We start from the raw sequence: 12,782 nt of genomic DNA on the forward strand, positions 1-12,782 counted from the left end.
TTCTGGCCCCGCAACATGCCTTTCGTCGTCGGCGCGAAGGGGCTGCAGTCGCTTCGTCCGAGGTGGCGTACCTGTGCTGGCCACATCTTCAGCCGACCCCGACCCCACCAGTAGGGGCGAGTCAACCGGGGCTGTTCGAGTAACGCGTTGGCGGACCCGCTACGGCGATCCGTTCGTTCCGTCGGTGCCCCAAATTGCCCCGCCTTTGCCACCGATGCCACCGGCCCCACCGTTGACGCCGTTGCCACCGTTACCGCCGAAGCCGACAAGCGATGGGACCAACAGCCCTGCGGAGTTGCCGCCGTCGCCGCCGTCGGCAGCCATGATGCCGCTGCCGGCGTTGCCGCCGTTACCGCCGAAGCCGATGCTGAGGATGCCGCCGCCTTCGCCGCCCGCACCGCCGTTGCCACCAAATCCGGTAATAGCGGCGCCGCCGTCACCGCCGGCACCACCTGTGCCTATGCCCACGCCCGCGAAGCCTGCGCCACCCGGTGCGCCCGCGGCGGCGGTGCCGCTACCGCCGGCGACACCGCCAGCGCCGGCTGCACCGCCGGCGGCCAGGCCTATGGCCGCGATGCCAATGCCACCCGCCCCGCCAATGCCCCCGCCGAAGGCGCCGCCGCCGTGGCCGCCGGAACCGCCGACGGCCGCACCAATGACCGCAGTGCTAAAACCGGCTCCGCCGCCGATGCCGCCGAAACCGCCGGTTGCCGAGGCGTCGCCGCCGTTGCCGCCGGAACCGCTTTGGGCATAGCCGATCGTGGGGGCCTTGCTGTCACCGCCGGCGCCGCCGTCACCGCCGAAGGATCCGAGTCCGGTAGCGGCACCACCGTCGCCGCCGTTACCTCCCAGGCTAAGCAGCAGACCCAGTCCGGTGCCGCCGGCGCCCCCGTCGCCGCCGCTGCTGCCCGATCCGCCGCCGCCGCCGTGACCGCCCGCGCCGGAGAGTACGCCGCCGCCGCCACCGTTGCCGCCGGCCCCGCCAGTTCCATTCGGCGTATTACCGCCCTGACCGCCGTTGCCGCCCGAGCCGAAGAATTGGGCGTTGCCGCCGGTCCCGCCGGCACCACCCGTTTCGCCAACAGCGTTTGTCGCACCTCCGGGGCCACCGGCGCCGCCGTTGCCGGCTAGGAACCCCCCAAAGCCGCCGGCACCGCCGGCAGCACCAGCCCCACCGGCCCCGCCGTTGCCTCCGTTGCCGATCAGGCCTGCAGAACCACCGGCACCACCAGGGACTCCAGCAGTCGTTTGCGAAAAGCCGTTACCGCCGTTACCGTACAAAATCCCACCGGCTCCGCCATTGGGATTGTTCGCTGTCCCATTCGCGCCATTACCAATCAGCGGACGCCCCAACAACGCTTGGGTGGGCGCATTAATCGCACCCAAGACGTCGCGTTCCAACGCCTGCAACGGTGAAACATTGGCCGCCTCCGCGGCGGCATACGCCCCGCCGGCAGCATTCAACGTTTGCACAAGACTCTGATGAAACTCTGCGGCCTTAGCGCTTAGCGACTGATACTGGTTGCCGTAAGCACTGAACAGCGACGTAATAGCCTGCGAGACCTCATCAGCACCGGCCGCCAGCACCCCGGTTGTGGACGCTGCTGCCGCCCCGTTTGCCGCACCCAGCGATGTACCGATGGTCGCCATATTCTGCGCAGCCGTCGCCAGCATGTCTGGAGCTGCGATCACGAATGACATCAAACCCCTCCAAACACGTCATGTGACCCACGTCACGTGCCCTACACCAAATCACGAAGGTGCGATTGTCGCTGTCAGAAGCCGATCATGGCCTATGACCACCCATCATCCAAGGGCGTGGCAGCACCTCGAAAGTGTGCTGCCCCTCGGGGTTTTCGGACGATCTCGAGCGGGATTGGGCAAGTACGGCTACCTGGGCCACATCAATCACGCAGGCATGCCGTCCGCCTTCCAAACACGTTCTAAGCGGCCGCCTACGAGACGCTCATGCAGCTATGGCGATCCGTTCGTCCCGTTAGCGCCAGCAACTGTGCCGCCGCTGCCGCCTGTGCCGCCGGTCCCACCGTTGATGCCGTTACCGCCGTTGCCGCCGTAGCCGACAAGCGCCGGGGTGAAAGAAGTGGGGCCGGGTATCCCGGCGCTGCCGCCGTTGCCTCCGTTGGCGGGCCCGACGCCGCTGCCGGCATTGCCGCCGTTCCCGCCGAATCCGATGGTGAGGAAGCCGCCACCGTCGCCGCCGGCGCCGCCATTGCCGCCAGTTCCAGCGGCGCCGCTCCCACCGCCGGCACCGCCGTCACCACCGACGCCGACGCCGACGAACGCAATGCCCGGGCCGCCTTGGTCGCCCGCGCCGCCGGTGACGGTGCCGAAGCCGCCGCTGCCGCCGAGACCGCCGACGCCCTTGCCTATGATCGCACTACCGCCGCCGCCGAAGCCGCCCAGGCCGCCGGCGCCGGCGGAGGAGCCACCCGCGAGCCCGGCGCCGCCAACACCCACGCCTACGAGCACACTGCCCGTCCCGCCAACGCTGGCCGGGCCACCGGTGGCGGTGCCGTGGCCACCCATGCCGCTGGTACCGCCCTGGGCGTAGCCGATCGAGGCGCTCGCGTTACCGCCGCTGCCCGCGAAGCCGCCGATGCTGGCGGCGCCGGAGGCGGCACCACCGTCGCCGCCGTTACCGCCCAGGCCAAAGAATTGAGCGCCGCCGGTGCCGCCGTCACCCCCCGGGCCGCCGAAGCCTGAGGCGTCGGTGCTGGAACCGCCGGCGCCGCCGTTACCGCCCAGGCCAAAGAGGAGACCGCTTGCGGTGCCGCCGTTACCCCCGACACCGCCTTCCGTACCCGTGCCGCCGGCCCCACCGTCGCCGCCGACGGCCCCGAGTCCGCTGCCGTTGCCGCCGGCGCCGCCGAAACCGCCGGTCCCGTTAGCTCCAACGGCATCACCGCCGGCACCGCCATTGCCGCCCCGGCCGAACAATGGGGCGTTGCCGCCGGCTCCGCCGGCACCACCCATCCCGAAGGCAGTGTTCGTCGAACCCCCAGGGCCGCCGGCGCCACCGTTGCCCATCAGCCAGCCGCCGGTGCCGCCGGTCCCGCCGGCAGCACCGGCCCCACCGGCACCACCATTGCCGCCGTTGCCGATCAGGCCGGCAGAGCCACCCGCACCACCGGCCACCCCGGCGGTCGTTTGGGAGAAGCCGTTTCCGCCGTTGCCGTACAAAATCCCGCCCGCGCCGCCGTTGGGATTTGTTGCCGTCCCGTTCGCGCCATTACCAATCCACGGTCGCCCGAACAGTGTCTGGGCGGGCGCATTGATCGCGCCCAACAGGTCCTGTTGCAACGCTTGCAACGGCGAGACATTCGCCGCCTCCGCGGCGGCATACGCCCCGCCGGCAGCATTCAACGTTTGCACAAGACTCTGATGAAACTCTGCGGCCTTAGCGCTTAGCGACTGATACTGGTTGCCGTAAGCGCTGAACAGCGACGTAATAGCCTGCGAGACCTCATCAGCACCGGCCGCCAGCACCCCGGTTGTGGACGCTGCTGCCGCCCCGTTTGCCGCACTCAGCGATGTACCGATGCTCGCCATATTCTGCGCAGCCGTCGCCAGCATCTTTGGAGCTGCGATCACAAACGACATCAAACCCCTCCAATCACGTCACGGATACACGTCAGACACCCCAGCTCAATCACCAATGAGCAGTTGTTGAGTACCTGGGACCGAGATAATTTCAGGCGGTCTCCTTCCTGATCCCGTCAGCGACGCGCTCCTCAGCCGCTTGAGACGCTCTCGTTTTCGAACTTGGCGCCGGCACACGCGCGGGCGACCAGGTGTGGTGCTATAACCGCGGGCGCCAGGGTGATTGGGTGGCTCCGATCAGCGTGCAGGCCCGGTGTGCAGGAGCCCGGCCCTTGGTGATCTTGCGGCGAATGCACACGGTAAGAGGCTCGATTCGATCGGGTTGGTCGTTCTCGGGTGGACTCATGTTAGGCCGGTAAGCCGGACGCGGTTAGCAATTCGTCGAGGTCGGTTGAGGTTGTTTGCCGTGCACATGCGTTGGGCTGTGACATCGTGGCCCGGCAGCCGGGTGGTTTGGTCGACGGCGCACCCAGCACGAGTGTCCATGCGGCATCTAGCCTCGGGCGGGGCTGCCGCTGTGGCAGGGCGCGCAGAGTGGTGTCGGAGTGCCGCGGCGGGACCAGCCAACCTCGGCTGGTCGACTCGTTACGCCCGGTTACGGTGATCCGGTCGACCCGTTGGTCCCAAGAATCAAGCCGCCGAGGCCGCCGGTGCCACCATCGCCGCCGTTGATGCCGTTACCGCCATTACCGCCGAAGCCGAATAACGCCGCCTGCGAGGAGCCGTTGGCAGTTACCGCGACGTTGCCGCCATTGCCGCCGTTGGCGGGCCCGGCGCCGTTGCCGGCATTGCTGCCATTGCCGCCCACGCCGATGCCGAGCAGGCTGCCGCCGTCGCCGCCGTCACCGCCGTTGCCGCCAGTTCCAGCGAATGTGTCGCCGCCAGCACCGCCAACGCCGCCGGCGCCCACGCCGAAGATTGCAGCGCCCTGGCCGCCGTGGCCGCCGGCGCCACCGGTGCCGGTGGCGAAGCCGCCGATTCCGCCGGCACCGCCAGCGCCGGCGCCAACAATGGCAGCGGCCTGGCCACCCTGGCCGCCCGCGCCACCGGCGGCGTCGCCTGCACCGCCGATTCCGCCGAAACCGCCGACGGCCATGCCTACCACCGCGGCGCCCACACCGCCCTGGCCACCCACGCCACCGCTGGCGCTGGCGAAGCCACCCATGCCGCCGGCGCCGCCCTGGGAGTAGCCGAATATGACGCCGCTGTCACCGCCGGCGCCACCAGCGCCGCCGATACCGGTGACATCGGTAGCAGCGCCACCGGCGCCACCGGCACCACCCAATGCAAACAGACCCCGTCCGGCCACGCCGCCTGCGCCGCCGTCACCACCGGCCATTGCGCCCGTGCCGCCGACGCCGCCGGCACCGCCCAAGCCAGCGACGAGACCGGCTCCGGTGCCGCCGGTGCCCCCGTCACCGCCGGTCAAGCCAGCCCCGCCGGCCCCGCCGGTGGCGCCGAAGCCCCCGAGTACGCCGCCGGCGCCCCCGGCGCCCCCGATACCGCCGGTTCCAAGGGCAGCACTGCCGCCAGCCCCGCCGTTGCCGCCCCAGCCGAACAAGAGAGCGTTGCCGCCATCCTGCGCTGCGGTCGCCAGCATCTCCGGAACTGCGATAGCGAACGACATCAAACCCCCTCAAACGACCGTGATAAGCCCCACATTTTCGTTGCCACTGCTAATGATCGGTTGTCAATATCCGGATCAGGTTGGCGCGCAGCTTCTCGTGACAGGTCGTCGGATCGCAAACCGGGACATCCGTACCGGTTACATGTGACCCCGTCCGGGTACCCAGGACGGGTGTCTATCGAGGAGATGTCATGAAACATGCGGAAAATGACCGCACCATAGGACTTCACATGCCGCGGTCCCGCGGCATGGTGTCTGGATTAATACTGGTCATCCTGGGTGCCTGGGGTGCGTTGATCCCGTTTGTCGGGCCCCACTTTGATTTCGCCTATACGCCCAACCAGGTATGGACGTGGACCACCCCCCGGGGTTGGCTCGAGGTGCTCCCAGGCGCCGCCACCGCGGCGGGCGGTCTGTTACTGATCGCTTCCCGGAATCGCGTCACCGCCATATTCGGCGGATGGTTGGCGGTCCTCGCCGGTGCTTGGTTCGTCATCGGCGAGGAGGTCGCTCCGCTGTTACGGATCGGATCCGTCGGCGATCCGATCGCAGCAACCGAGCGCAAGCGGGCGTTGCTGGAGGTTTCGTATTTCTCCGGTCTCGGTGCGTTGATCATCTTCGTGGGTGGAATCGCCTTGGCGCGCGTGGCGGTTCGGTTGGCGCGCGATGTCGGACCCTTCACATCTGCAGGAAGCGTGGAGCAGGCGCCGGCATCCGCGCCTTACCTGGACGAGCCATACCCGGACATGGCATCGCCTGAAGCCTCCGATGTTTCTTCGGGGGCGGTCACCCAACCGCGGGTGGAACAGGTCGCATCGCCAGAGCCTGAGCCGCGATTCCGCAGGAGGTTCCGCCGTGAGCGCGAAGGCGCTGCGGCGGGCACACCGAATGCGGCCTATCTACGCTGGCCACACCCGCAGCAGTAGCCACGCGCGATCGCAGCAGCCCGAGCAGTCGCAGGTCGCTGACGTACTTGGCGATGATCGACGCCGAGATGTGTGGAATGTCTTTGTCCGGGCCAATTTTCGCGTCCTGGACCGCCGCGCGGAACCGATCTGTCGGCGCCATCGAACCGCGCACCGGCTTTTCCGGCTTCTGGTAGTTGTGCAGCAGCGTGCGCGTCGAGTGTCAAGTCAAAACGGAATAGGTCTCAAGCGCCAGGCGGCGTCGATCAGCCAGTCGACAAATTCGTCCAACTCGACGCCGTACGGTCCGGGTGGCTACCGCGCTGGCCTGGACTCGTCTGGGCATGACTCCGTCGGCAGGGGTCAGCGGGCTGGGCCAACCGGGGCTGTTCGCGAATAGGGTAGAGGGCGGTGGCGCCCCCTACCCTACGAGGCGCCCACCCAGCTATGAGGATCCGTTCGTCCCATTAGTCCCAAAAAGTATGCCGCCGGTGCCGCCGGTGCCGCCAGCTCCGCCGTTGACGCCGTTGCCGCCGTTACCGCCGAAGCCAATGAACGCTGGGGCGAAGGAGCCATTGGCAATTACCCCGGCATTGCCGCCGTTGCCGCCGTCGGCAGCCTCGGTGCCGCTGCCTGCGTTGCCGCCGTTACCGCCGAATCCGATGCTGAATAGGCCGCCGCCGTCGCCGCCGTCGCCGCCATTACCGCCAGTTCGGCTGGCAGCGCCGCCACCGTCGCCGCCGGCGCCGCCGTCGCCTCGGCCGATGAGCGCGGCGCCCTGGCCGCCGTGGCCGCCATCGCCGCCGATGGCGTTGGAGGTGCTGCCGGTGGTGAAGCCGCCGGCGCCGCCGGCGCCGCCGGTGCCCAGCCCGATGATCGCGGCGCCCTCGCCGCCATTGCCGCCCACGCCACCGACGAAACTGGTGAGGCCGCCAGCGCCGCCGGCGCCGCCGCCGCCCACACCTATGATCGCGGCGCCCGCGCCGCCGTTGCCGCCTGCGCCGCTGATGCCGGCGGAGCTGCCGCCGACGCCACCGGCGCCACCGGCACCGCCCTGGCCGTAGCCCATCGTGACGCCGGCGGAACCGCCGGCACCGCCCGCGCCGCCCGCGCCGCCCGGCCCCACGTTGTTGTCGTTGCCGCCGGTGCCGCCGGCACCGCCCTGGGCGTAGCCGATCGTGGCACCGCCGGCACCGCCGGCGCCACCGACACCGCCGGTGAACCCGGCTGACGAAGTGGCACCGCCGTCGCCGCCGTTGCCGCCGAGGCCAAAGAGTTGACCGCTGCCGACGCCGCCGGCGCCGCCGTGGCCGCCGTTGGCGCTGCTCGTTCCGCCGTCGCCACCGGCACCGCCCAGGCCAACGAGCAGACCGCGCCCGGTGCCGCCAGCGCCCCCGTCGCCGCTGGCACTGGAGCCCGCTCCACCGGCGCCGCCGGCGCCGCCGATGCCCACGAGTCCGGCGCCGTCGCCGCCGATACCGCCGGCGCCGCCAATTCCAAGGGGAGCGTGACCGCCTGCCCCGCCGTGGCCACCCCAGCCGAACAATGGGGCGTTGCCGCCGGCCCCACCAGCACCAGCTGTCTCGCCAAGGGCGATGGTCGCACCTCCGGCGCCACCGGCGCCGCCGTTGCCTAACAGCCAGCCGCCGGTGCCGCCGGCACCAGCGGCGGCGCGAGCCCCGCCGGCACCACCATTGCCGCCGTTGCCGATCAGGCCCGCAGAGCCACCCGAGCCACCAGCCACCCCGGTCGTCGTTTGGGAGAAGCCGTTTCCGCCGTTGCCGTACAAAATCCCGCCCGCGCCGCCGTTGAGATTTTCCGCCGTCCCATTCGCGCCGTTACCAATCAACGGTCGCCCGAACAACGCCTGAGCGGGCGCATTGATTGCGCCCAACAGGTTCTGTTCCAACGCCTGCAACGGCGAGGCATTCGCCGCTTCCGCAGCCGCATACACGCGACCGGCAGAATTCAACGTCTGCACAAACCGGTCTTGAAACGCCGCCGCCTGAGCGCTGAGCGCCTGATACTGCTGCGCGTGCGTGCCGAAGAACGCCGCAATCGCCGCCGACACCTCGTCACCCGCCGCGGGCACCAAGCCCGTCGTGGCCACCGCCGCCGCCGCATTGGCTGCCTGCAGCATCGACCCTAGCCCGGCCACATTCTGCGCGGCCGTCGCCACCATTTCCGGAGCCGCGATCACAAAAGACATCAAACCCCTCCAATCACGTCATGAGGCACGCGTCATGTGCCCTAGATCGACCACAAATGAGCAGTTGTTCGGTACCTGGGGATCGAGATCTTTCTGGCGACCTCCTCGTGGATGATCGGGCGGCCCTTGGTGATCTTGATGCGATTGCGCACGGTGTGAAGGTCGGCTCGATCGGGATCAGTTGGTCTCGGGTGGTCTCGTGTTAGTGCGAGGAAGCCATAGCGGACTGGCAATTCGTCGAGATCGTTTGCCGTGGCGCACGAGTACAAGCCCGCGCCGCGCAGGGGCTTGCGCGACAAGGGCGGTCAGGGCCGATCAGAGCAGCTCGAGCAGTCGCAGGTCGCTGACGTACTTGGCGATGATCGACGCCGAGATGTGTGGAATGTCTTTGTCCGGGCCAATTTTCGCGTCCTGGACCGCCGCGCGGAACCGGTCTGTCGGCGCCATCGAACCGCGCACCGGCTTTTCCGGCTTCTGGTAGTTGTGCAGCAGCGGCAGCAGCGACGCATGGCGCTGCCGTTCGGGGAGGGCGCGCAGTGTCGTCTCGAACCGCTGCAGCCATTCGCCGTAGTCGGCGATCCGCTGAATCGGGCAGCCCGCCTCGATCAGCCAGTCGACGAACTCGTCGAACCCGATGCCGTCGTCGTAGGGGTTCATCACGTGGTAGGTCTGGAACCCGTCGCCGCGCCGGGCGCCTAGGGTAGCGATCGCTTCGGCGATGAATTCGACGGGCAGACCGTCGTAGTGGGCACGCTGCCGGTTGCCGTTGGCATCGAGCTCGTAGAACGAGCCGGGCGCGACGCCGGTGGTTACCAGGCTGAGCACCATCCGGGTGAACATGTCGGGCACGTTGAGCTGGCCGGCATAGGTGGTGTCGGCCAGGATCATGTCGCAGCGGAACACCGACACCGGCAGACCGCAAAGATCGTGGGCCTCCCGCAGCAACACCTCACCGGCCCACTTGCTGTTGGCGTAGCCATTGGCGTAACCGTCGTCGATTTTGCGGGTTGCGCTGATAACCCGAATGTCGGCGTCCTCGGTGAAAGCACCCGGCTCAAGCCCGCCCCCGACGGCGATCGTCGAGGTGTAGCTGTACGGCTTCTGCTTGCTGGTCAGTGCCAACCGGATCAGCTCGGCGGTGCCCAGCGCGTTGGGGCCGAACAGCTGGCTGTACGGCAGCACGTGGTTGACCAGGGCCGCGGGGTCAACGATCACGTCGACGGTGTCGGCCAGCCGCTGCCAGGTGGCACGGTCCAGACCCAGGTCGGCTTCGCCCTTGTCGCCGGCGAGTACCTCCAGATGATCGGCCAGCTGCCGGTAGTGCCGCAGCAATGCCGGGTCACCGCTGTCGAAGATCTTGTCCAGCCGTGCTCGCGCCTCTTCATCCGACTTGCCCCGCACCAGGCAAATCACCTTGCCGTCGACCAGGTCCATCCGCTCCAGCCAGTCCAAAGCCAAGTAGCGGCCCAGGAAGCCGGTGGCGCCGGTGAGCAGGACGGTGTGCACCTGGTCGTTCGGGGCTGGCAGGTTCGGTGCGGCGGCCAGGGTCGCGGCGTCGATGAACTTATCCAGCGTGAGGTCACTGGCGTGCACCTCGCGGGCTTCGCGACCGTGCACCGAGGCGAAGGTGGGCCGCTTGGCGCCAGGCTCGCGCTCGGCCTCGATGTAGTCGGCCAGCGCCTGCAGGTCGCTTGCCGGGCTGACGATCGCACCGACCGGCACGTCGACGCCGAAGATCTCGTGCAGCAGGTTGGCAAAGGACAGCGCCGACAGCGAGTCACCGCCCAAATCGGTGAAGTGAGCGTCGGGCTGCAGGTCAGCCGCCGCCGCGCCGAGCAGCGCCGCCGCCGCGCGGCACAGTGTTTCGAGTGCCGGTGCCTGCGCACCGCTTTGCCGCAGCGCGCGCAGCTCGTTTGCCTGGCTGTTGGCCAGCTCAACGTAGAGCTGCTCCAGCCGCTCGCCATAATGCTTCTTGGCTTGCGGTCGGGCCAGCTTGCGGATGCCGGTGAGCAAACCGTTCTCCAGGGTCCACGGCGTGGTCTCGATAATGAAGTCGCGCGGGATCTCATACGACTGCAGGCCGGCCGCCTTGGCGACCTCTTGCAGCGACTCGCTGATCAGTGGCTTCAGCTCCGCGACGCTGTGGTGAGCCAGTGCCTCTTCGGTGGGGACGATCACCGCCAGCAGGTAAGCCCGGGCGCTGTTGCCGTAGACGAAGACCTGGCGAACCAGCGGGCTGTCGCCGAAAACGGCCTCCAGCTTTGAAACTGTGACGAACTCACCCTGCGACAGCTTCAACACGTTGTTGCGGCGGTCGAGGTAGACGAACTGCTCGGGCCCGATCTGGGCCATCACGTCGCCGGTGCGGTAGAAGCCGTCGGCATCGAACACCTCGGCAGTCACTTCCGGGCGCTTGTAGTAGCCGGGGAACAGGCTCTGCGTCTTGACCAGCAGCTCGCCCCGCGGATAGGGCTGGTCGGTCAGGAAGTAGCCCAGGTCGGGCACGTCGACGAGCTTGTAGTCGATGACCGAGGGGCGCCGGATCTGGTCATCGATCAAGACCATGCCCGCCTCGGTAGAGCCGTAGCCCTCGACCAGATGCATGTCGAGCAGGGACTCGACCCACGCCTTCATCTCTGCCGAGATCGGCGCGGAACCCGTCAGCGCCGAGACGAAGCGCCCGCCGAGAACGTCGTCGCGCACCTCTCGCTTCACCTGGTCTTCAATGTCGACAGCGGCCGCCCGATCGCTCTCGTCGGGCAAGCGACGGTCGACCTCGCTCTGGAACTGCTGGAACACCATGTCCCAGACGCGTGGCACAAAGCTCAACTCAGTCGGCCGCACCAGCGCGAGGTCTTCGAATAAAGTCGACAGGTCGCTCTTGGCCACGAAATATGCGGTGCCGCCGTTGGACAGCGTCCCGTAGAGCACCTGGCGTCCCATGACGTGGCTCATCGGCATGAAGTTCAGCGTGATCGACGGCTGCACAGTCGGCTCGAACCAGGCGCTTGACCTGCGCCAAAAGTTCACTACGCGGTTTTGGGGATACATGGCGCCCTTGGGTGCGCCGGTGCTGCCGGAGGTGTAGATCAGCAACGCGAGGGCGTCGTCGGACCGATCGGCGGCTGCTGCGCGTGGCAGCGCCTTCCCGCGCTCGATCACCTCGGCAAGGGTAACCACGGTGACGCCGGTGTCGGCCAACCGTGCGCGGGCTGCTTCGAGGACTTCGCGCTGCTCGTCAACCTCGGGGCGGTAATCGAACACGACCAGCCGAGCGGGAGCGTGACCAGTCAGCACCAAGTCGGCGGCGTCCGCCAGGCTGTCGATGCTTGCCGCGATCAGTGTTGGCTCGGTCTCGGCAACGATGGGTCGCAGTTGGGCGGGCGCCGCACTGGTCTGTAATGGAACCGACACCGCGCCGAGCTGTACCAGCGCGATGTCGATCGTTGTGTAGTCAACGCTGTTGAAGCCCAGCACGCACACCCGATCACCGGACCGGACGGTCTGGCGCAACGCCGTGGCGCAGGCGCCGGCGCGGTCGCACAGCTCGCGGTAGGTAAGGGTCTCGAACTTCGGCATGAGCTGAAGCACTGTGCGGCCGGTGTTGGCGGTGGCGAGTTGGACTGCACGCTGGCCGAGCGCCGGGCGATCAGCATAGGCCTCCATGATCGTGCGAATGATCTGCGGTAGCGGGATCCCCGGTTGGCTGATTGCCTGTGCGATCGATTCGTCGGGCTTCGCGGCGGCGAACTGCTCGTCGTTGGTGTAAAGCTCCTCGATGCGGCGTGCGAGCCGCTCCTCACGGGTGGTCGACATGGCAGATCCCTTGAATGACGAAGAATTTAGAACCCGCGCGACGCTGCGCTGATGGGTAAAACGTTAGTAACAGTAACTATCTTCCGGAAGAGAAGCCAGCTGTGAGATGCGTTACGCGCGGGCTAGCGGCGCGAATCCTCCGGATCGAGCATGTCCAGCAGCCGCTGCATGGTGGCGCACATGTGCGCGAAATCCGCAGAGCCCAGCAATTCCGACCATCGCGCCTCGATATCCGCCACCCGGTTGCCTGCGTCGGCGAGCAGGGCACGTCCGCGATCGGTGAGTTCGATGAGCTTGGCGCGCCCATCCTGTGGGTCGGGCCTGCGGGTCAGGTATCCAAGCGCGACCAGGTCGTTCACCAACTCCGAGGTTGCTGCGAGACTGAGCTGCGCCCGTGAGGCGAGCTCGGTCAGCCTGATGCTCCCGGTTCGAATGTTGCCGAAAATTTGCAGATGGGTGTCACGGATGTCGCCGTACCCTCGCTCCGCGCGAGGCGCGGCCAAGTCTCGGCGAAATTCCCTGATAAGTCTCACCAATAACTGACCGACGGCCTGCCGATCCGTCGGCAACTTCATTGACTCCTCTGCCATGGAGAGAGAAGATA

The 12,782-nt window shown here is 68.1% G+C and carries 6 protein-coding genes and 3 pseudogenes; 2 read left to right on the forward strand and 7 right to left on the reverse strand.

Going from position 1 to position 12,782, the window contains the following annotated elements; translation table 11 throughout:
• Positions 1–159 precede the first annotated feature (159 nt).
• The 3 genes and pseudogenes from AADZ78_RS10245 to AADZ78_RS10255 form a co-directional block, all read right to left on the reverse strand.
• Positions 160–1,701: a PE family protein gene (locus AADZ78_RS10245; protein WP_085248863.1), complete on the reverse strand. Its 1,542-nt coding sequence runs from the start codon at positions 1,699–1,701 to the stop codon at positions 160–162.
• A 273-nt stretch (positions 1,702–1,974) separates the two neighbouring features.
• A complete protein-coding gene (locus AADZ78_RS10250; protein WP_085248864.1) occupies positions 1,975–3,621 on the reverse strand; it encodes a PE family protein in 1,647 nt (548 codons plus the stop codon).
• 595 nt (positions 3,622–4,216) lie between these two features.
• Positions 4,217–5,215: pseudogene (locus AADZ78_RS10255) on the reverse strand (PE family protein); the annotation flags it as partial.
• 224 nt (positions 5,216–5,439) lie between these two features.
• Between AADZ78_RS10255 and AADZ78_RS10260 the strand changes: the two are divergent.
• A complete protein-coding gene (locus AADZ78_RS10260) occupies positions 5,440–6,174 on the forward strand; it encodes a hypothetical protein (RefSeq protein WP_085248865.1) in 735 nt (244 codons plus the stop codon).
• Between the two features lie 13 nt (positions 6,175–6,187).
• On the opposite strand, the pseudogene AADZ78_RS29000 reads toward AADZ78_RS10260, so the two are convergent.
• Positions 6,188–6,361 (reverse strand): annotated as a pseudogene (locus tag AADZ78_RS29000) (hypothetical protein); the annotation flags it as partial.
• 100 nt (positions 6,362–6,461) lie between these two features.
• On the opposite strand from AADZ78_RS29000, the pseudogene AADZ78_RS29005 reads away from it, so the two are divergent.
• Positions 6,462–6,545: pseudogene (locus AADZ78_RS29005) on the forward strand (hypothetical protein); the annotation flags it as partial.
• Positions 6,546–6,598: 53 nt separating this feature from the next.
• On the opposite strand, the gene AADZ78_RS10265 reads toward AADZ78_RS29005, so the two are convergent.
• The 3 genes from AADZ78_RS10265 to AADZ78_RS10275 all read right to left on the reverse strand — a co-directional run bounded on the left by AADZ78_RS10265 (position 6,599) and on the right by AADZ78_RS10275 (position 12,768).
• Positions 6,599–8,362, reverse strand: coding sequence for a PE family protein (locus tag AADZ78_RS10265; RefSeq protein WP_085248866.1), 1,764 nt, complete (start codon positions 8,360–8,362; stop codon positions 6,599–6,601).
• Between the two features lie 315 nt (positions 8,363–8,677).
• The gene (gene car, locus AADZ78_RS10270) at positions 8,678–12,178 is read right to left on the reverse strand and encodes a carboxylic acid reductase (RefSeq protein ID WP_085248868.1); all 3,501 of its coding nucleotides are present in this window, start codon (positions 12,176–12,178) and stop codon (positions 8,678–8,680) included.
• A gap of 122 nt (positions 12,179–12,300) precedes the next feature.
• Entirely contained in the window at positions 12,301–12,768 is a 468-nt protein-coding gene (locus AADZ78_RS10275; protein ID WP_085248869.1) for a MarR family winged helix-turn-helix transcriptional regulator, read from the reverse strand.
• Positions 12,769–12,782 lie beyond the last annotated feature (14 nt).

The organism is Mycobacterium riyadhense, assembly GCF_963853645.1.
In the GTDB taxonomy this organism is placed as follows: domain Bacteria; phylum Actinomycetota; class Actinomycetes; order Mycobacteriales; family Mycobacteriaceae; genus Mycobacterium; species Mycobacterium riyadhense.

Bases quoted from the DNA above. Each gene is read 5' to 3' on its own strand.
- AADZ78_RS10245 (WP_085248863.1), bottom strand. From the start codon at position 1,701: ATGTCATTCGTGATCGCAGCTCCAGACATGCTGGCGACGGCTGCGCAG.
- AADZ78_RS10250 (WP_085248864.1), bottom strand. From the start codon at position 3,621: ATGTCGTTTGTGATCGCAGCTCCAAAGATGCTGGCGACGGCTGCGCAG.
- AADZ78_RS10260 (WP_085248865.1), top strand. From the start codon at position 5,440: ATGAAACATGCGGAAAATGACCGCACCATAGGACTTCACATGCCGCGG.
- AADZ78_RS10265 (WP_085248866.1), bottom strand. From the start codon at position 8,362: ATGTCTTTTGTGATCGCGGCTCCGGAAATGGTGGCGACGGCCGCGCAG.
- car (WP_085248868.1), bottom strand. From the start codon at position 12,178: ATGTCGACCACCCGTGAGGAGCGGCTCGCACGCCGCATCGAGGAGCTT.
- AADZ78_RS10275 (WP_085248869.1), bottom strand. From the start codon at position 12,768: ATGGCAGAGGAGTCAATGAAGTTGCCGACGGATCGGCAGGCCGTCGGT.